Genomic DNA, 18,596 nt, shown 5'->3' on the forward strand with positions numbered 1-18,596 from the left:
GAGAAATCACACCGAAGCCCCTTGTGAGTCCTTCCGGTGGGCCCTCAGGGGGAAGCGGTGTCCGCCGGACGAACGCCGCGCGGGCGCGGGGCGGCACGCGCGAGGGGCGCCCACCGTCGGCGGGCGCCCCTCACATGCGTCTCGTCGGGCGATCAGCCCACGACATACGCGTCTCGGCGGGCGATCAGCCCATGAACTTCTTGAATTCGTCCGGCAGCTCGAAGTCGTTGCCCCCCTGCGCCGGCAGACCCAACGCGCCGCCCTGCGCCGCCTGCTCGCGACGGGCCGCGGCTGCCTGCTCCTCGGCCTTGCGCTTCATGGGGTTGCCGCTCTTGCGCTTGCCCTTGGCCTGCTTGACCTGCTTCTTCTGCCGGCCGGGGCCGCCGCCCATGCCCGGGATCCCGGGCATGCCCGGCATGCCGCCGCCCTGGGCCATCTTCGACATCATCTTGCGGGCCTCGAAGAACCGCTCCACCAGGTTCTTCACGGCGCTGACCTCGGCCCCGGAACCCTTGGCGATACGGGCCCGGCGCGAGCCGTTGATGATCGTCGGCTCGGCGCGTTCCTTCGGGGTCATCGACTTGATGATCGCGGCCATACGGTCCACATCGCGCTCGTCGATGTTGTTGATCTGGTCCTTGATCTGCCCCATACCGGGCAGCATCCCGAGCAGCTTGGAGATGGAGCCCATCTTCCGGACCTGCTCCATCTGGGCCAGGAAGTCGTCGAGCGTGAAGTCCTTGCCCTTGCTCGACGCCAGCTTGGAGGCCATCTTGGCGGCCTCTTCCTGGCTGAAGGTCTTCTCCGCCTGCTCGATCAGGGTGAGCAGGTCACCCATGTCGAGAATGCGGGACGCCATGCGGTCGGGGTGGAAGGCGTCGAAGTCTTCGAGCTTCTCACCGTTCGACGCGAACATGACCTGCTTGCCCGTGACGTGGGCGATCGACAGGGCAGCACCACCACGGGCGTCGCCGTCGAGCTTGGAGAGCACCACGCCGTCGAAGCCGACGCCGTCGCGGAACGCCTCGGCGGTGTTGACCGCGTCCTGGCCGATCATCGCGTCGACGACGAAGAGGATCTCGTCGGGGCTGACGGCGTCGCGGATGTCCGCGGCCTGCTGCATCAGCTCCTGGTCGATGCCGAGGCGGCCGGCGGTGTCGACGATCACGACGTCGTACTGCTTGGACCGCGCGTGCTCGATCGAGTCCTTGGCGACCTGGACCGGGTCACCGACGCCGTTGCCGGGCTGCGGCGCGTAGACCGCGACGCCGGCCCGGTCGGCGACGACACTGAGCTGGTTGACGGCGTTGGGGCGCTGGAGGTCGCAGGCGACGAGGAGCGGGGAGTGCCCCTGGCCCTTGAGCCAGAGACCGAGCTTTCCGGCGAGGGTGGTCTTACCGGCACCCTGGAGACCCGCGAGCATGATCACGGTGGGCGGGTTCTTGGCGAACCGCAGCCGTCGGGTCTCGCCACCGAGGATGCCGACGAGCTCCTCGTTGACGATCTTGATCATCTGCTGCGCGGGGTTCAGCGCCTGGGAGACCTCGGCGCCCCGCGCACGCTCCTTGACCTTGGCGATGAAGGAGCGGACGACGGGCAGCGCGACATCCGCTTCGAGCAGGGCGATACGGATCTCGCGGGCCGTGGCGTCGATGTCCGCCTCGGACAAGCGGCCCTTGCCCCGGAGGTTCTTGAAAGTCGCGGCAAGGCGGTCGGAGAGAGTATCGAACACGGCGCTCGTCGGTCCTCTGGGGTCGGGGTCGGTGGGTCGCCCTCTAGAGTATCCGCACCGAGCGGGCTGCCGTCCTTGACCGCCGTACGGGTCCGGGCCGCGAGGGTCGTCCGCGCGGTGTCACGGAGCGGATGCCGCACGGGGCGCGCGGGCACGGGGCGCGCGGGCACGGGGCGACGGAAGCGCGACCGCCCGCCGGGGTGCGGCTCCGCACGGCCGACGAGGACGGACACGGCCCGTCACGCCTCACCGCAGGGCTTCCTCCAGCGCCTTGGCCAGGGCCGCCGCCTCCTCGTCCGGCAGGACGGTGCCGTCCTCCCGGGTGACGTAGACCGTGTCCACCGCGTTCGCCCCCAGCGTCGACACATGCGCGCTGCGCACCCGGACCTCGCACTGCTCCAGTGCCCGGCCGATCCGGTGCAGCAGGCCCGGGGCATCCTGGGCCCGTACCTCGATCACCGTGGCCAGCTGGGAGGCCGCCGCCGCGACCGTCACCCTCGGCGGCGGGGCCTTCGTCCCGCGCCGCCTGGGGTAGGCGGCCTCGCGTTCGGCGAGGCGGGCCCGGATGTCCAGGGAGCCGTCGAGGGCGCGCACGAGGTCGGCGCGCAGACGGCCGGCCTGCGGCAGGGAGCCGTACTCGGCCGCGACCCGCCAGCTGAGCAGCAGCAGGTCGGCTGATTCGTTCTCGCCGAGCTCCGTCGGGAGTTCCACGGCGCGCAGGTCGGCTGCCCGCACGGTGAGGCGGTGCAGGGCGAGGACGCCCGCCGCGGCGGGCAGCACGCCGGGGCGGTCCGGCAGGGCGATGAGGAGTTCGACGCCGACGGGTTCCGGTTCGCCGTCCCCGTTCGGCGGCTCGGCCTGGGTGTGCAGGGCGAGGACGGGTTCGCCGGTGCGCAGTGCCTCGACGGCGAGGCGTTCCTGTTCGGCGCTGGGTGCGGCGGGTTCCGGTTCCTCCGGGGCCTGGCCCGCGAGCACGGCGGCGACGCGGGTGACGAGGTCGGTGACGAGGGAGGCGCGCCAACTGGACCAGGCGGCAGGCCCGGTGGCGAGCGCGTCGGCCTCCGTGAGGGCGTGCAGGAGTTCCAGGGTGGAGGTGGTGCCGACCGCGGTGGCGACGGAGCGGATGGCCGCCGGGTCGTCGAGGTCGCGGCGGGTGGCGGTCTCGATCAGCAGCAGATGGTGGCGTACGAGGGTGGCGATGACCCCCACGTCGTGCTGGTCGAAGCCGATCCGGGCAGCCATGTCGCGGGCGATGACCTCCCCCGCGACGGAGTGGTCGCCGGGCCAGCCCTTGCCGATGTCGTGCAGGAGCGCGGCGACGAGGAGGAGGTCGGGGCGTCCGACGCGACGGGTGAGGGAGGAGGCGCGGACGGCCGCTTCGACGAGGTGGCGGTCGACGGTCCAGGTGTGGACGGGGTTGCGCTGGGGGCGGCAGTGGACGCGTTCCCAGTCGGGGAGCAGCCGCGTGATCAGTCCTTCGGCTTCGAGCGCTTCCCAGACGGGGATGGTGGCCTCGCCCGCGCCGAGGAGGGTGACGAGTTCTTCGCGGGCTTCGGCGGGCCAGGGCACCGGAAGCGGGCGGGTGGCGGTCGCGAGATGGCGTACGACGTGGCGGGAGAGCGGGAGCTCGGACTGGGCGGCCGCCGCGGCGGCCCGCAGGACGAGCACGGGATCGCGTTCGGGGCGGGCGGTGCGGGCGAGGACGACCTCGCCGTCGGCCTCGACGACGCCCTCGGCGAGCGGCGTCCGTTCGGCGGCGGTGGTCCTGCCGCCGCCGAGGATCGTGCGGAGCCGCGGGCGCACCGAGCGGGCGCGCAGGACGCGGTGGACCTCGCGCCAGGTGACGTCGGTCGCGTACGAGACGGTGCGGGCGGCCTCGTACACCTGGCGGAGCAGCGCGTCCGCGTCGAGGAGGCCGAGGGCGGCGGCGACCTGGTCCTGCTCCTGGAGGGCGAGGCGGTCGGTGGCGCGGCCGGTGGTCAGGTGGAGGGCGTCGCGGACGTCGAGGAGGACGCGGCGGGCTTCGGCGAGGCCCTCGCGGGGGGCGTCGGCGACCCAGGACGCGGCGACGGCGCGCAGGGCGACGGCGTCGCGCAGTCCGCCGCGGGCCTCCTTGAGGTCGGGTTCGAGGAGGAACTGCAGCTCGCCCTGGCGTTCGGCGCGTTCGCGGCAGAGTTCGTCGAGGGCGGGGAGGCGTTTGGGGGCCTGGTTGCGCCAGTCGGCGAGGACGGCGGTGCGCAGGGTGGCGACGAGGCCGAGATCTCCGGCGACAGGTCGGGCGTCGAGCAGTCCGAGCTGCACCTTGAGGTCCTCACCGGCCGTTCTGCGGGCTTCGGCGGGGGTGCGTACGGAGTGGTCGAGGGCGAGGCCGAGGTCCCAGACGGGGTACCAGATGCGGTCGGCGAGGGAGGCGAGGGCTCCGGCGTCGGCGCTGCCGTCGTGCAGGAGCAGGAGGTCGAGGTCGCTGCGCGGGGAGAGTTCGCCTCGGCCGTATCCGCCGACGGCGACGAGGGCTGCGCCCCGGACACCGGTCTGTTCGGCCGCGGCGGTGAACAGACCGGTGAGCCAGTCGTCGGTGAGAGAGGCGAGGGCCGCACGGCGCGGCGGCCCGGACTGCGTCTCCTCCTGGAGGAGACGCAGCCGGGCCGCCGCGTAGCCGCTGGGTTCCGAACCTTCGGTTTCGGTGGTCACTTCGGTGCTCGTCACCCGGCTGCCTTTCGTTTCGGGACCGTCGGTCAGAGTGCGTCCGGGCCGCGTTCGCCCGTGCGTACGCGGATCGCGGTGTCGACCGGCACACTCCAGACCTTGCCGTCACCGATCTTGCCGGTCCGGGCGGCCTTCACGACCACATCGATGAGCTGTTCGGAGTCCTCGTCCTCGACAAGGACCTCGATGCGGATCTTGGGGACGAGGTCGACGGTGTACTCGGCACCCCGGTAGACCTCGGTGTGTCCGCGCTGACGCCCGTACCCGCTGGCTTCGGTGACCGTGAGCCCCTGGACGCCGAAGGCCTGGAGAGCCTCCTTGATCTCGTCGAGCCGGTGCGGCTTCACGACTGCGGTGATGAGCTTCATGCGTCCACCTTCTTCGTCTGCGGTGCTGCCGTCGCGGAGGCCGTGGTGCGCGGGGCCGCGCCGCCGCCCGCTCCGCTGAAGTCGTACGCGGTCTCCGCGTGTTCGACCTGGTCGACGCCGGAGACCTCGTCGTCCTCGGTGACCCGCATCCCGATCGTCTTGTCCAGGAGGAAGGCGAGGATCGCGGAGACGACCAGAGAGTACGCGAGGACCGCGAAGACTCCGACCGCCTGCTTGCCGAGCTGGTCGAGGCCGCCGCCGTAGAAGAGGCCCTTGGCGTCGGACTGGACACCGCCGGTGGCGAAGAAGCCGACGAGGAGGGAGCCGACGATACCGCCGACGAGGTGGACACCGACGACGTCCAGGGAGTCGTCGTAGCCGAACTTGTACTTCAGGCCGACGGCCATGGCGCACAGGACACCGGCGATGACGCCGACCGCGATGGCGCCGAGCGGACTGACCGCTCCGCCGGACGGTGTGATGGCGACGAGGCCGGCGACCGCTCCGGAGGCCGCACCCAGGGTGGTGAAGGAGCCGTGGCGGATCTTCTCGTAACCGAGCCAGGCGAGCATCGCGGCGCCGGTGGCGACCTGGGTGTTGACGAACATGACCGCGCCGACGCCGTCGTCGTTGCCGAGCCACGATCCGGCGTTGAAGCCGAACCAGCCGAACCAGAGCAGTCCGGCACCGAGCATGACGAGCGGCAGGCTGTGCGGCCGCATCGGGTCCTTCTTGAAGCCGACGCGCTTGCCGATCACGAGGATCACGCCGAGCGCCGCGGCACCCGCGTTGATGTGAACGGCCGTACCACCGGCGAAGTCGATGACGCCGAGGTCGTAGAGCCAGCCGCCCGCGCCCCACACCCAGTGGGCGACGGGGAAGTAGACGACGGTGACCCAGAGCGTGAGGAACAGGGCCCAGGAGGTGAACTTCACCCGGTCGGCGAGGGCGCCGCTTATCAGGGCGGGCGTCAGGATGGCGAACATCAGCTGGAAGACGGCGAAGACGTACACGGGGATCGTGTAGCCGTCCCAGAGCTCGGTGACACCGATCCCGCTGAGGCCGATGTAGTCGGAGCTCCAGCCGATGACGGAGCCGACGTCGGAGCCGAAGGCGAGGCTGAATCCGTAGAGCACCCAGAGGATCGAGACGATCCCGAGGCTGATGAAGCTCATCATCAGCATGTTGAGAGTGCTCTTGACGCGGACCATGCCTCCGTAGAAGAAGGCCAGGGCGGGGGTCATGAGCATCACCAGGGCGGAGCAGATGAGCATGAACCCGGTGTTGGCGGCAGACAGCGTCGGGGCGTCTGCGGCTAGCGTCGTGATGCCTGGGGGCATCGGCGTCTCCTCGTCGTCGGTGCGGCCGCGTGCGGGCGATGGGGAACGGGACCACGTGCGGGACCACTGGGAAAGGTGCGGGCCGGTTATGCGCCATGAGATTCGCCCAGCGCGGTTTCCGCCGATGCCGCACGGTGTTTCACGACAGTGACGAAGAGGTCCGGAGTGTTACGTCCCCATGAACCCGCCGTGGCGCGTCCGGGGCCGGGCCTACTCTGCGGCCTGGGCCGCATACGGTGCGGTTACGACTCTCGCGTACGGGAACGACAACGCGAACCGGCCACGCCGACCACCCGTCGACCCTGGCAATGGGGGGAGCCGAAGTCGGTCTGTACGGGGTGGTCGCCGTGGCCGGGGCCTGGGGTGCGCCTCAGACCGCCTCTGCGGTCTCGGGCAGCTGCTCGGTGAGGAGATCGGTGAGCCTGCCGACCTCGGGGATGTCCCCGAAGTCCCTGGCTGCGGTGTCGACGGTCTTGCGGAGCCGGGTGTTGACGCGCTCGGAGCGGACCTTCTTGGCGACGCGCAGCGCCTGCTCGGCGAGGACCGTGGACTGCTCGGGCTCGCGCTGGAGCAGGCGGACGGTGGCGAGGCCGATCAGGTTGAGTGCGTAGGACCGCTGGTGCTCGTCGTCCTCCTCGAAGAGCTCCACGGCCTTCTCCATCAGGGGTTCGGCGAGCGTGGCGTACGTGGGGCTGCGGCCCGCGACGTAGGCGAGGTCACGGTAGGAGTGGGAGTTCTCGCCGTTGAGCTCGGCCTCCGAGAAGAAGCGGATCCAGTCGGGTTCCGGTTCGCCGTCGATCCCGACGTCGAGGAAGGTGTCCTCGGCCATCCGGACGGCCCGCTTGCACTTGCTGGGCTGGCCCATGTTGGCGTACGCGCGCGCCTCCATCGCATACAGCATGGCCTGGGTGCGCGGGGTGGCACAGTCCCGGCTGCCGTACTGAGCGAGATGGATCAGTTCGAGGGCGTCGTCGGGTCGTCCGAGGTGGATCATCTGTCGGCTCATGCTGGACAGAACATACGAACCGAGCGGTTTGTCCCCGGCCTCTTTCGAGGCGTGGAGCGCGAGAACGAAGTACTTCTGGGCCGTGGGCTGGAGGCCGACGTCGTAGCTCATCCAGCCCGCCAGCTCCGCCAGCTCCGCCGCGCAGCGGAAGAGCCGCTTGGCGGTGGCCGCCGGCTGCGGCTCCTGCAACAGGTCGGTGACCTCGTGGAGTTGCCCGACGACGGCCTTGCGGCGCAGCCCGCCTCCGCACTGCGCGTCCCACTGGCGGAACATCGCGGTGGTGGACTCCAGCAGGTCCAGCTCGGGATCGGAGAGCCGGGAGGGGCGACGGTCGGTGGTCACCGGATCCGGCTGGACGGTCCCCGAGGTGGTGACGGGCACCAGCCACCGCTGCATGGGTTCGATCAGTGCGGGCCCCGCGGCGAGCGCGAGTGAGGAGCCGAGGAATCCACGGCGGGCGAGCATGAGATCGCTGCGGGAGAACTCGCTGAGCAGGGCGACTGTCTGCGGGCCGGCCCACGGCAGGTCGACCCCGGCGACGGACGGTGACTGGTGCGCGGCACGCAGCCCGAGGTCCTCGATGGCGACGACGGAGCCGAAGCGCTCCGAGAAGAGCTCCGAGAGGATGCGCGGAATCGGCTCGCGCGGCTGTTCACCGTCGAGCCAGCGCCGCACCCGGGAGGTGTCGGTACTGATGTGGTGGGCGCCCATCTGGCGCGCCCTGCGGTTCACCTGGCGCGCCAGCTCGCCCTTCGACCAGCCGCTGCGCACGAACCACGAGCTCAATTGCTCGTTGGGGCGCTTACCGGCATTCGAATCGCCTGCGCCGCTGCCACTCACTGGAACGCCCCCATCCCGCCGAATACTGTCGCGCGAACCATTACCAGAATGCCCTGATCCGATGCCACCCATACGGAAGTCGCGCACGATCGCACAGGAAATCGGATTGCCTCCGGCATACCCGCGAGTGCACATACTCCCACGGCCCGTGTACCGACGGTAATCCTACGATCACCGCGTCCGCGAGGGCGCCGACAGAAACGCCACCATTCGCCACCCCTTCGAATGAACGCCACCGCCGCCGGGCGCGATTCACTTGACACGCAGCGATCAGCAGGGGGCGCAGTGATGTGCGAAGGGGCGCGTGGACCAGATCGCACAACCCCGAGTGCACCGAGCCGCCAGGATCGGCGATGACGACGGTACGTCACGACAGCACTCCGTGACGTAACCACCGGCGACTCGGAGACGTTGGAGGGGGCATGGGCTTCACGATCGGCGGCATCCGCGAGATGCGTACCGGCTCACGGCGCCGCGGCCGTGCGGCCGAGTGCACGGCGGTGGCCGAGTACACGGGCCTGTGGGGCTGGGCCGTCGCGCCGGGCGCGCGGGCCTCCTCCGGCCGCTGCTCCTGCGGGGAGGAGCGGTGCCCGTCCCCCGGCGCCCATCCGCTGGACTTCGCCCGCGAGGTTCCCGCGGGCGCCGCGCTCGGCGCGGCGGCGGACGCGTGGGCCCAGGTGCCGGGTGCCTCGATGCTGCTTCCCGTGGGCCGCACCTTCGACATCCTCGACGTCGCCGAAGCGGCCGGGCGCCGGGCCCTGGTGCGCATGGAGCGGATGGGGCTGCCGCTCGGCCCGGTCGCGGTGACACCGGCCGGGCGGGCGCAGTTCTTCGTGGCCCCCGGGGCCGCCGCCGAGCTCCCGCAGCTGCTGTACCGGATGGGCTGGGACGACGCGGGGCTGGACCTTCGGGCGCTCGGGCCCGGCTGCCACATCACCGCCCCGCCGTCCGACCAGGGCGGCCTCGGTCCGGTCCGGTGGCTGCGCCCCCCCGCGCCGGACACGGCGGTCGCACCGCCGCAGGCACGGCTGCTGCTGGGCACGCTGGCGTACAGCTGTCATCGCGCACCCCTGTGCGGCTGAGCCACGGCCTTCGCGGAAGGAACGCCCGCCGTCGCGGTCGCCGGACCGACGGCTGATCCACCCGAGGGAAGAGCCCGCCCGCAGGACGCGACTGCGTCTTGCGGGCGGGCTCTTCGCGTGCGGGCGGGCTCTTCCCGTGCGCGCCGGGGCGTGCGCGGGGGAGTTCAGTCTCCGATCAGGGCGTCGACGAACGCCCCCGGCTCGAACGGGGCCAGGTCGTCCGGCCCCTCACCGAGACCGATCAGCTTCACCGGTACGCCCAGTTCACGCTGGACGGCGACGACGATGCCTCCCTTGGCGGTGCCGTCCAGTTTGGTGAGCACGATGCCCGTGATGTCGACGACCTCGGCGAAGACCCGGGCCTGCACCAGGCCGTTCTGTCCGGTCGTGGCGTCGAGGACGAGCAGGATCTCGTCGAGCGGCCCGTGCTTCTCCACGACGCGCTTGACCTTGCCGAGCTCGTCCATGAGCCCGGTCTTGGTGTGCAGTCGTCCCGCGGTGTCGATGAGGACGACGTCGGCGCCCTCGGCGATCCCTTCCTTCACCGCGTCGAAGGCGATCGAGGCCGGGTCGCCGCCCTCGGGCCCGCGCACGGTGCGGGCGCCGACGCGTTCGCCCCAGGTCTGGAGCTGATCGGCGGCAGCGGCCCGGAAGGTGTCGGCGGCGCCGAGCACGACACTGCGGCCGTCGGCGACGAGCACCCGGGCCAGCTTCCCGGTGGTGGTGGTCTTGCCGGTTCCGTTGACGCCCACGACCATCACGACGCCGGGGGTGTCGACACCGCTCTCCGTCTTGACCACGCGGTCGAAGTCGGTGCCGAGCAGGGTGATGAGCTCCTCGCGCAGCAGCGCGCGCAGCCCTTCGGGGGTACGGGTGCCGAGCACGCGGACGCGTTCCCGCAGCCGCTCGACCAGTTCCTGGGTGGGCGCGACGCCGACATCGGCGGTGAGGAGGGTGTCCTCGATCTCCTCCCAGGTTTCCTCGTCGAGATTGTCGCGGGACAGGAGCGTGAGCAGCCCCTTGCCGAGGGAGTTCTGGGAGCGGGCGAGCCGGGCCCGCAGGCGTACCAGCCGGCCCGCGGTGGGCTCGGGCACTTCGAGGGCGGGGGCGGCGGGCACCTCCTCCTCGACGGCCCCGGCTGCCTCGACGGGCGCCTCGGCCGAAGGGGGAGCCACCTCTTCGATGGTGCGGCGCGGTTCCTCGCGCGGCGTTTCGGCTTCCTCGCCGACATGGGGCTCGGCAGGAGGAGTGATGGTCGGCGTGCTCGACGGCGCCGGGGGCAGCTGCTTCTTCTTGCGGCCGCTGACCACGAGCCCGCTGATCACGCCGACCGCGACCAGGGCGATGACTACAGCAAGGATGACGAATTCCATAACCCACCCAGTATCAGCCACGTCCACCCACGGAGGCCGCCCCGAAGGATCACCCCCGCATCCCCTGGGGTGTTATGCACCTTTTGGCGGTAAAGGTACGATCCAGCTCGTGGAGACCCGTGGCCTGGAACCCGTTCCCGACAGCGAGCGCACCGGCCGGGTCCGGAACCTCTTCCCCACCTGGGTGAGCGCGAACCTCACCGTGCTGCTGCTCACCACGGGAGCGGGGCTCATCGTCCTCTACCGGCTGAACCTCTGGCAGGTGCTGGTCGTCGCGATCGCGGCGCCGGCGGTCAGCTTCGGGCTCGTCGGTCTGGTCTCGATCGCGGGCAAGCAGGGCGGAGCCCCCGGCATGGCGCTCTCCCGGGCCGTCTTCGGCCAGCGCGGCAATCTGCTGCCCGGTGCGCTGATCTGGATCGCGCGCTGGGGCTGGGAGACGGTGAACGCGGTCACCGGCGCCTACGCCCTGCTCGCCGTGGCGCACCTGCTGTTCTCCGTCGAGAGCAGCGAGACCCTGATCGTGGCGACCCTGGTCGCCTTCGTGGGGACCAGTTACCTCGTGTCGGGGCTGGGGGTGCGCGCGCTGCGGGTGTGCTGCACCTGGTCGGCCTGTCTCTTCGGCGGCTTCAGCATCCTCGTACTGATCGATCTGATCGGCGGGACCGACTGGCGGAGCGTCCTGGACAGGCCCGCCGGGCCGACGGCGATGATGATCGCCGGCATCGGCACCCTGGCGGCGGGCGGGATGAGCTGGGTTCCGGCCGGCCCGGACTTCGCCCGCTACCTGCCGCGCGCCACCTCCGGCCGGGCGGTGGTCGGGGCGACCATGGGCGGCGCGGGGATCGTGTTCCTGCCCCTGGTGCTGATGGGCGCCGTGATGGCGGTCGGGGCGCCGGGCCTGGCCGTCACCCAGGACCCGGTCTCGTTCATCGGCCTGCTGCTGCCGGGCTGGCTCTCGGTGCCGTATCTGCTGATCACCGTGGTCGGGATGGCGCTGATCAACGCGATGTCGATGTATTCCGCCGGATTCACCGCGCAGACGCTGGGAATCACGATCCCCCGCGCCCGCGCGGTCGGCATCAATGCCGCCATCAGTCTTTTTCTGGGGTCGCTGCTCATGATGACGTCGGCGGGCTTTCTGGATTCCTTCGTCTCTTTTCTGACATTGCTGGCAGTGACGTTTTCGGCATGGATCGGCGTCTTCTGCGCGGATCAGCTGCGGGGGCGCACCTACGATCCGGCGGCACTCCTGGACACCACATCGGCCGGTGCCTACTGGTACACCGGCGGTTTCGCCGTGCCCGCCGTGGCGGCGTGGGCCGCGGGCCTGGTGGCGGGCCTGCTCTTCACCGGCGTGGAGTGGTTCTCCGGCCCCCTCGCCACCACCTGGATCGGGAGCCACGGACTGGGCTGGGCGGTCACGATCGCGGTGTCCGCCGCGCTGTACGGGATCCTGCCGCGCCCCGTCGGGCGGGGGCGGTCCGAGGACGGCACACCCCTACACTTCTGACGCTGCGTCAGTTAATCTGCCGCCCCGCCGAGCCCGCCCGACGAAGGGGACGCGTGTCATGGCCTTCACAGTGGTCCGGTTCAACCTCGTCGATCCCGGCGCCACCCCCGAGTCGCTCTCGAACCGCTACCGCGCCGCGCTGGAGATGGCCGCGTACGCGGACGAGCACGGCGTCGACACCGTGCAGACCGAGGAGCACCACGGCGCCGCCAACTCGTGGCTGCCCTCGCCCTTCGTCTTCGCGGGGTCGGTCTTCGGCGCCACCCGCCGGATCGCGGTCACCGTCTCGGCGATCATCGGTCCGCTGCACGACCCGCTGCGACTGGCCGAGGACATCGCGGTCCTGGACCTGCTGAGCGCGGGCCGGCTGGTCACGGTGGCCGGGATCGGCTACCGGCGCGAGGAGTACGAGCAGGCGGGCGTCGACTGGGGCAGGCGCGGCCGTCTCCAGGACGAGCTCCTGGAGACGTTGCTGCGGGCGTGGACCGGGGAGCCGTTCTCGTACCGCGGCCGTACGGTCCGGGTCACTCCGCGCCCGTACACCCAGCCGCATCCCCTCCTGCTGGTGGGAGGCAGTTCGCGGGCGGCGGCGCGGCGGGCGGCCCGGTTCGGGCTGCCGTTCTTCCCGAGCGCACACCTACCGGAGCTGGAGGCGTACTACCACGGGCAGCGTGCGGAGTTCGGGACGGACGGCTTCTGCATGATGCCGTCGGCCGAGACGCCGCTGCTGCACGTGTCCGAGGACCCGGAGCGGACCTGGGCCCGGTACGGCGAGCACTTCCTGCACGAGGCCCGGACGTACGCCTCGTGGCAGTCCGGGGGCATCCGCTCGGCCGTCCGTTCCGCGGCGACGACGGTGGCGGAGCTGCGGGACGAAGGGGTCTACCGGGTCATCACCCCGGACGAGTGCGCCGCGTGGGCCGGGGAGCGGGACAGCCTGGTGCTGCACCCCCTGTGCGGCGGGATGCCGGTCGAGGAGGGCCGGCGCAGTCTGCGGCTGTTCTGCGCGGCCGTCGGCGGGGCGACTGAGATGCCCCGGTCCGCGGGTGCGGACCGGGGCATCTCGGTGGTCGAGGAGAGGGGCAGCGGGGATTAGCCCATCTCCTCCAACGCCTTGCCCTTGGTCTCCTTCACGAACTTGAGCACGAAGGGGATCGAGAGCGTGGCGAAGCATGCGTAGATGATGTACGTGCCCGACAGATTCCAGTCGGCCAGGCTCGGGAAGGTCGCGGTGATCGCCCAGTTGGCGATCCACTGCGCGGACGCGGCGACGCCGAGCGCGGCGGCACGGATCTTGTTCGGGAACATCTCACCGAGGAAGACCCAGACCACGACACCCCACGACAGGGCGAAGAAGAGCACGAACACATGGGCCGCGACGAGCGCCACGACGCCCTGGGTGTGCGGCAGCTTGCCGTCGACGAGGTGGGCGGAGAAGGCCCAGGCCTCGAACGCCAGCGCGATGGCCATACCGGTGGAACCGACGAGCGCGAGCGGCTTGCGGCCCACCCGGTCCACGAGCACCATCGCGATCACGGTACCGATGATGTTGATGATCGACGTGGTGAACGAGTAGAGGAACGATTCCGACGGGTCGATGCCGACGGACTGCCACAGCGTGGCCGAGTAGTAGAACGCCACGTTGATGCCGACGAGTTGCTGGAAGACCGAGAGGCCGATACCGATCCAGACGATCGGCAGGAAGCCGAAACGGCTGCCGAGCAGGTCCTTGAACGTGGACTTGTGCTCACGGCGCATGGCGGTCTCGATCTCGGCCACACGGGCGTCGAGGTCGACGTTCTTGCCCTCGACCTCCGAGAGGATCCGACGGGCCCGGTCCGTCTTGCCGACCGAGATCAGGAACCGGGGCGATTCGGGGATCGCGAACGACAGGAGCCCGTACAGGACGGCGGGGACGACCATCACGCCGAGCATCCACTGCCAGGCCTCGATACCGCCGATCTTCCCGCGCTGATCTCCGCCGGCGAGCTGCAGAATGCCGTAGTTGACCAGCTGGGAGATGGCGATGCCGACGACGATCGCCGCCTGCTGGAAGGAGCCGAGCCGGCCGCGGTAGGCGGGCGGCGAGACCTCGGCGATGTACGCCGGACCGATCACCGACGCCATGCCGATGGCGAAGCCGCCGATGACGCGCCACATGGCGAGGTCCCACAGCGCGAACGGGAGTGCGGAGCCGACGGCGCTGATGGTGAAGAGCACGGCGGCGATCTGCATGCAGCGGATGCGGCCGATGCGGTCGGCGATGCGCCCCGCCGTGGCCGCGCCGATCGCACATCCGATCAGGGCGATGGCGATGACCTGGGCGAGCGTTCCCGAACCGATGTCGTACCGGCTGCGGATCGCCTCGACGGCGCCGTTGATGACGGAGCTGTCGTAACCGAACAGGAAGCCGCCCATGGCAGCGGCTGCCGTGATGAAGATGACATGGCCGAGGTGGTCGGGATGGGATTCTCGGGCCCCGGACGCCGGTCCCTGCGCTGTGCTGGTCACATGTACTCCTGCTGCCTGGCCACGTCGTCAGGTGTGAGGACTCGCTCCTGTGGGGGAAGCGAGCTCTTCCAAGTGGCGCATAACTTCTCAACCGCCACCACCTGAATGCAAAGACGACGCCGCAGAGCGTATGCGTTCAAGTTTCGAAGTCAAAACCGCACCTTGAGGCGCAACTACCCAGGGATACGCAAAAGGTGCGTTGGAGTGTTGAAGATTGAGTAAAAGGGTCAGCGCAACCGCTGGCTGATGACCTTGGAGACGCCGTCGCCCTGCATCGAGACGCCGTACAGCGCGTCGGCGACCTCCATCGTCCGCTTCTGGTGCGTAATCACGATCAGCTGGGAACTCTCCTGGAGCTCCTCCATGATCCGGATCAGCCGCTGCAGGTTGGTGTCGTCGAGTGCCGCCTCGACCTCGTCCATCACATAGAACGGACTCGGCCTGGCCTTGAAGATCGAGACCAACAACGCCACCGCCGTGAGCGAGCGTTCCCCGCCGGACAGCAGCGAGAGCCTCTTCACCTTCTTGCCGGGCGGCCTGGCCTCGACGTCCACACCGGTCGCGAGCATGTTGTCCGGGTCCGTGAGGACGAGCCGTCCCTCACCGCCCGGGAAGAGCCGCGAGAAAACGCCCTCGAACTCACGGGCCGTGTCCCGGTACGCCTCGGTGAACACCTGCTCGACACGCTCGTCGACCTCCTTGATCACCTGTATCAGATCGGCCCGGGTCTTCTTCAGGTCTTCGAGCTGCTCGGAGAGGAACTTGTGCCGCTCCTCCAGCGCCGAGAACTCCTCAAGGGCGAGCGGATTCACCTTTCCGAGTTGCTGGTACGCCCGTTCGGCCGACTTGAGCCGCTTCTCCTGCTCGGCCCTGACGAAGGGCCTGGGCTGATTGCGCGGATGCTCCGGATCCTCCGGCAGCTCCTCGCCCTCGGCGGCCGGTGACGGCGGTACGAGCTGGTCGGGGCCGTACTCGGCGGCCAACCCGGCCGGCTCGACGCCCAGCTCCTCCAAGGCCCTCGTCTCCAGCTGCTCCATGCGCAGCCGCTTCTCGGCACCGAGCACCTCGCCTCGGTGGACCGAGTCGGTGAGCTTGTCCAGCTCGCTCTTGAGCTCGCGGCCCTGGTTGCGCTCGACCGCCAGTTCCCTTTCCCGCTCCGCCTTCGCCGCCTCGGCCGCGATCCGCTCCTGCTCGGCCCGTACGACGGACACCTCGACATGGGCCAGCAGCTGACGGGCTCCGGACGCGACGGCGGAGGCCACCGCCGCCTCGTGCCGCAGCCTGGCGCGGCGCTGCTCGGCGCGGGCGCGGGCCTCTCGTTCGGCGCGGGCGCCCCGGTCGAGCGAGTCGGCACGCCCCGCGAGTCCCTTGACCCGCTCCTCGTGGGTGCGCACCTGGAGGCGCGCCTCCATCTCGGTCTGGCGGGCGTTGGCGCCGTCGGCGGCGAGCCGGTCGCGCACAGAGGTGTCGGGCTCCTCCTCGACCGGCGTCTCCTCAGCGACGAGCAGCCGCTCGGCCAGCTCCTCGGCCTCTTCCGTCGCCCGCTCCAACGCCTCCTGGGCACGGGCGGCGGCCGCCGTCGTCCGCTCGGCCTCGCCCGCGGCTCCACGGGCCTGACCGGCGAGCCGCCCCAGCTGCTGGGCCACCCCGGACTTCTCCCGCTCGGCGGCCCGGCGCCGCTCCCCCAGCTCCTCGACCAGCCCGGCGCTCGCGCTGCGCCGCTCCCCCGCGTGCCGCTGGGCCTCGGTCAATTCCGCGCACCGCACCGCCAGTTCCGCCAACTGGACGGCGGCCTCGTCGACCGACGCCTGCACCTCCAGGAGACTCGGCGCCCCGGCGGAGCCGCCGTGCGCGAAATGAGCCGAGAGGATGTCGCCCTCAGCGGTCACGGCCGTCAGCCCGGGATGTGCGGCGACGAGGTCCTCGGCGTCCTCCAGAGTGCCGACGACCACCATGTCCCGCACCAGCCTCCGCACGGCGCCCACCAGTTCGACAGGCCCACGGACCAGGTCGGCCACGGCGGGCGGACCTCCGACGGGTACTCCGGTCACACCAGCAGCGGCATCACCCTGGTCGGGCCGCCCACTCCGTACTCCGCCCAACAGCAGGGCGGCCCGCCCCGCGTCCTGCTTGCGCAGCAGCCGGATCGCGTCTGCCGCCGTCGCCGGATCCGTCACCGCGATCGCGTCGGCCGCCGCGCCCAGGGCCGCCGCGACCGCGACCTCGTGGCCCGGCGTCACCGTGAGGAGTTCCGCGGCCGGGCCGAGCAGGCCCGCCAGCCGGTCCCGGGCGCCGAGCAGCACGCCCGAACCGTCCTTGCGGCGCAGGCCGAGGGCAAGCGCCTCGTGGCGGGCCGCGACCGCCGCCCGTTTCCGTTCTGCCGAGGTGGCGGCCTCCCGGGCGGCGGAGAGCGCCGCCTCCGCCTGCCCGAGTTCCCGCTTGGCGGCGTCGTGCCGCTCGCCCAGCTCCGCGTCGTCCGCGTCCAGGCCCTCGACCTCGGCCTTGAGCTGTTCGTACTCCTCCTGGGCGGCGACCGCTCGCTCCCGCGCCTCGTCGCGGGAAGCGGCCAGCCGGTCGATCTCGGCCTGTGCCGAACCTGCCCGGCTGCGCGCCGCGTTGACCTGCCCGTTCAGCCGGGCGAGCCCTTCCCGACGGTCCGCGATGGCGCGGGCGGCATCCTTGAGCCGACGCTCCTCGGCCGCCAACTCCCTTTCCAGTGCGGAGCGATGGTCGGCCGTGTCCTCCAACGCGTGCTCCGCGGCCTCCAGTGCGGCCGCCAGCTCCGCCTCCTGCTCACGAATCCGGGCGGCCTCCCGCTCCATGTCCTCGGGGTCGCGCCCACGCCGCTCCTCCTCGGGCGCGGCGCCGGCGCTCTTCACCCGCGCGTCGGCCAGCGAGATCGTGCCGCGCACCCGTTCGGCGAGCTGCGACAGCTCGTACCAGGTCTGCTGGGCCCGATGGAGCCGCGGCACCAGCCTCCGCACCTCGTCCTCCAGCTCCGCCTCCCGCGCCACGGCCGCCTTGAGCTCCGTCTCCGCGGCCTCCCTGCGCTGCTTGAGCGCCGCCTCGTCGGCGATCTCGCTGCGCAGCGCGGTGCGCAGCCGCACCAGGTCGTCGGCGAGCAGCCGCAGTCTGGCATCGCGCAGATCGGCCTGGATGACGGCGGCCCGGCGCGCCACCGCCGCCTGCCGGCCCAGCGGTTTCAGCTGTCGTCGCAGCTCGTCGGTCAGGTCCTGGACGCGCGCCAGATTGGCCCCCATCGCGTCCAGTTTCCGCAGCGCCTTCTCTTTCCGCTTTCGGTGCTTGAGCACCCCCGCGGCTTCCTCGATGAATGCGCGCCGCCCCATGGGATCGGCGTGCAGTACGGAGTCCAGCTGGCCCTGGCCGACGATGACGTGCATCTCCCGGCCGATACCGGAATCCGAGAGGAGTTCCTGGATGTCCAGGAGACGGCAGGTGTCGCCATTGATCTGGTATTCGCTGCCGCCGTTGCGGAACATGATCCGAGTGATCGTCACTTCGGCGTACTCGATGGGGAGTGCGCCGTCGGCATTGTCGATGGTCAGCGATACTTCCGCCCGCCCGAGCGGCGGCCGTCCGGTGGTACCGGCGAAGATCACGTCTTCCATCTTGCCGCCGCGCAGGGATTTGGCACCCTGCTCCCCCATGACCCAGGAGAGCGCATCCACCACATTGGACTTGCCGGACCCATTGGGGCCGACGACGCACGTGATACCGGGTTCGAACCGCAGCGTCGTGGCGGAGGCGAACGATTTGAAACCACGCAGGGTCAGGGCCTTGAGGTGCACGCCGCCGGACTCTACCTTTCACTCTCGGTTTCGGTGATGAAGGTGCAGGGCACATCAGACGGTAGGGGAAGGCGTGTACGTCCGGGGCGGTCCCGCACAGGTCCGAACGGAAAAAGATCCCGCTCAGGTCCGGGCGGAAAAGAAAGAAGGGACGCCGAAGCGCCCCTTGTGAATCTTGTGCGATGTTGCGTACGCGGTGTTCGTATGCGGTATTGCTGGTGCAGCGGCGCATGACGGATCAAGGACATGTCACGCAGGTGACAGATCAAGAGCAGTGATCTTCAATGATCCGGCGACGATCCGGGTGATGCTCTCGGAC

General features: G+C 70.7%; 11 protein-coding genes. 3 read left to right on the top strand and 8 right to left on the bottom strand.

All coding sequences use genetic code 11. The features are described from left to right. Nucleotides 1-184 precede the first annotated feature (184 nt). From ffh to ACFVUT_RS32605, 5 genes are all read right to left on the bottom strand, one after another. Complete coding sequence (gene ffh / locus ACFVUT_RS32585) at nucleotides 185-1,732, bottom strand: signal recognition particle protein (RefSeq protein WP_389657547.1); 1,548 nt, start codon at nucleotides 1,730-1,732, stop codon at nucleotides 185-187. Nucleotides 1,733-1,978: 246 nt separating this feature from the next. Beyond that, a complete protein-coding gene (locus ACFVUT_RS32590; RefSeq protein ID WP_389657544.1) occupies nucleotides 1,979-4,438 on the bottom strand; it encodes a [protein-PII] uridylyltransferase in 2,460 nt (819 codons plus the stop codon). Nucleotides 4,439-4,467: 29 nt separating this feature from the next. Next, entirely contained in the window at nucleotides 4,468-4,806 is a 339-nt protein-coding gene (locus ACFVUT_RS32595; RefSeq protein ID WP_389657541.1) for a P-II family nitrogen regulator, read from the bottom strand. Further along, entirely contained in the window at nucleotides 4,803-6,146 is a 1,344-nt protein-coding gene (locus ACFVUT_RS32600; RefSeq protein ID WP_389657538.1) for an ammonium transporter, read from the bottom strand. The genes ACFVUT_RS32595 and ACFVUT_RS32600 overlap by 4 nt, the downstream gene beginning before the upstream one ends. Before the next feature lie 370 nt (nucleotides 6,147-6,516). After that, nucleotides 6,517-7,992, bottom strand: coding sequence for a hypothetical protein (locus tag ACFVUT_RS32605; RefSeq protein WP_389657535.1), 1,476 nt, complete (start codon nucleotides 7,990-7,992; stop codon nucleotides 6,517-6,519). A gap of 422 nt (nucleotides 7,993-8,414) precedes the next feature. Between ACFVUT_RS32605 and ACFVUT_RS32610 the strand changes: the two genes are divergently transcribed. Then, a complete protein-coding gene (locus ACFVUT_RS32610; RefSeq protein WP_389657532.1) occupies nucleotides 8,415-9,074 on the top strand; it encodes a bifunctional DNA primase/polymerase in 660 nt (219 codons plus the stop codon). 164 nt (nucleotides 9,075-9,238) lie between these two features. Here the strand turns inward: ACFVUT_RS32610 and ftsY are convergent, their stop codons facing one another. Beyond that, a complete protein-coding gene (gene ftsY, locus ACFVUT_RS32615) occupies nucleotides 9,239-10,447 on the bottom strand; it encodes a signal recognition particle-docking protein FtsY (protein WP_389657529.1) in 1,209 nt (402 codons plus the stop codon). Between the two features lie 109 nt (nucleotides 10,448-10,556). Here ftsY and ACFVUT_RS32620 point away from each other — a divergent pair, with 109 nt between their 5' ends. Beyond that, entirely contained in the window at nucleotides 10,557-11,957 is a 1,401-nt protein-coding gene (locus ACFVUT_RS32620) for a purine-cytosine permease family protein (RefSeq protein WP_389657526.1), read from the top strand. A 58-nt stretch (nucleotides 11,958-12,015) separates the two neighbouring features. Further along, nucleotides 12,016-13,053, top strand: a complete 1,038-nt coding sequence (locus ACFVUT_RS32625) for an LLM class flavin-dependent oxidoreductase (protein ID WP_389657523.1) — start codon at nucleotides 12,016-12,018, stop codon at nucleotides 13,051-13,053. On the opposite strand, the gene ACFVUT_RS32630 is transcribed toward ACFVUT_RS32625, so the two are convergent. Both ACFVUT_RS32630 and smc read right to left on the bottom strand, forming a co-directional pair. After that, a complete protein-coding gene (locus ACFVUT_RS32630) occupies nucleotides 13,050-14,468 on the bottom strand; it encodes a sugar porter family MFS transporter (RefSeq protein WP_389657520.1) in 1,419 nt (472 codons plus the stop codon). The genes ACFVUT_RS32625 and ACFVUT_RS32630 overlap by 4 nt on opposite strands. 227 nt (nucleotides 14,469-14,695) lie before the next feature. Continuing rightward, the gene (smc, locus tag ACFVUT_RS32635) at nucleotides 14,696-18,277 is read right to left on the bottom strand and encodes a chromosome segregation protein SMC (protein WP_389657517.1); all 3,582 of its coding nucleotides are present in this window, start codon (nucleotides 18,275-18,277) and stop codon (nucleotides 14,696-14,698) included. Between the last annotated feature and the right edge of the window lie 319 nt (nucleotides 18,278-18,596).

This window comes from Streptomyces sp. NPDC058051, from assembly GCF_042885475.1.
In the GTDB taxonomy this organism is placed as follows: Bacteria; Actinomycetota; Actinomycetes; order Streptomycetales; family Streptomycetaceae; genus Streptomyces.

Coding starts and splice junctions, on each gene's coding strand:
- ftsY (WP_389657529.1), bottom strand. CDS start 10,447: ATGGAATTCGTCATCCTTGCTGTAGTCATCGCCCTGGTCGCGGTCGGC.
- ACFVUT_RS32600 (WP_389657538.1), bottom strand. CDS start 6,146: ATGCCCCCAGGCATCACGACGCTAGCCGCAGACGCCCCGACGCTGTCT.
- ACFVUT_RS32610 (WP_389657532.1), top strand. CDS start 8,415: ATGGGCTTCACGATCGGCGGCATCCGCGAGATGCGTACCGGCTCACGG.
- ACFVUT_RS32625 (WP_389657523.1), top strand. CDS start 12,016: ATGGCCTTCACAGTGGTCCGGTTCAACCTCGTCGATCCCGGCGCCACC.
- ACFVUT_RS32595 (WP_389657541.1), bottom strand. CDS start 4,806: ATGAAGCTCATCACCGCAGTCGTGAAGCCGCACCGGCTCGACGAGATC.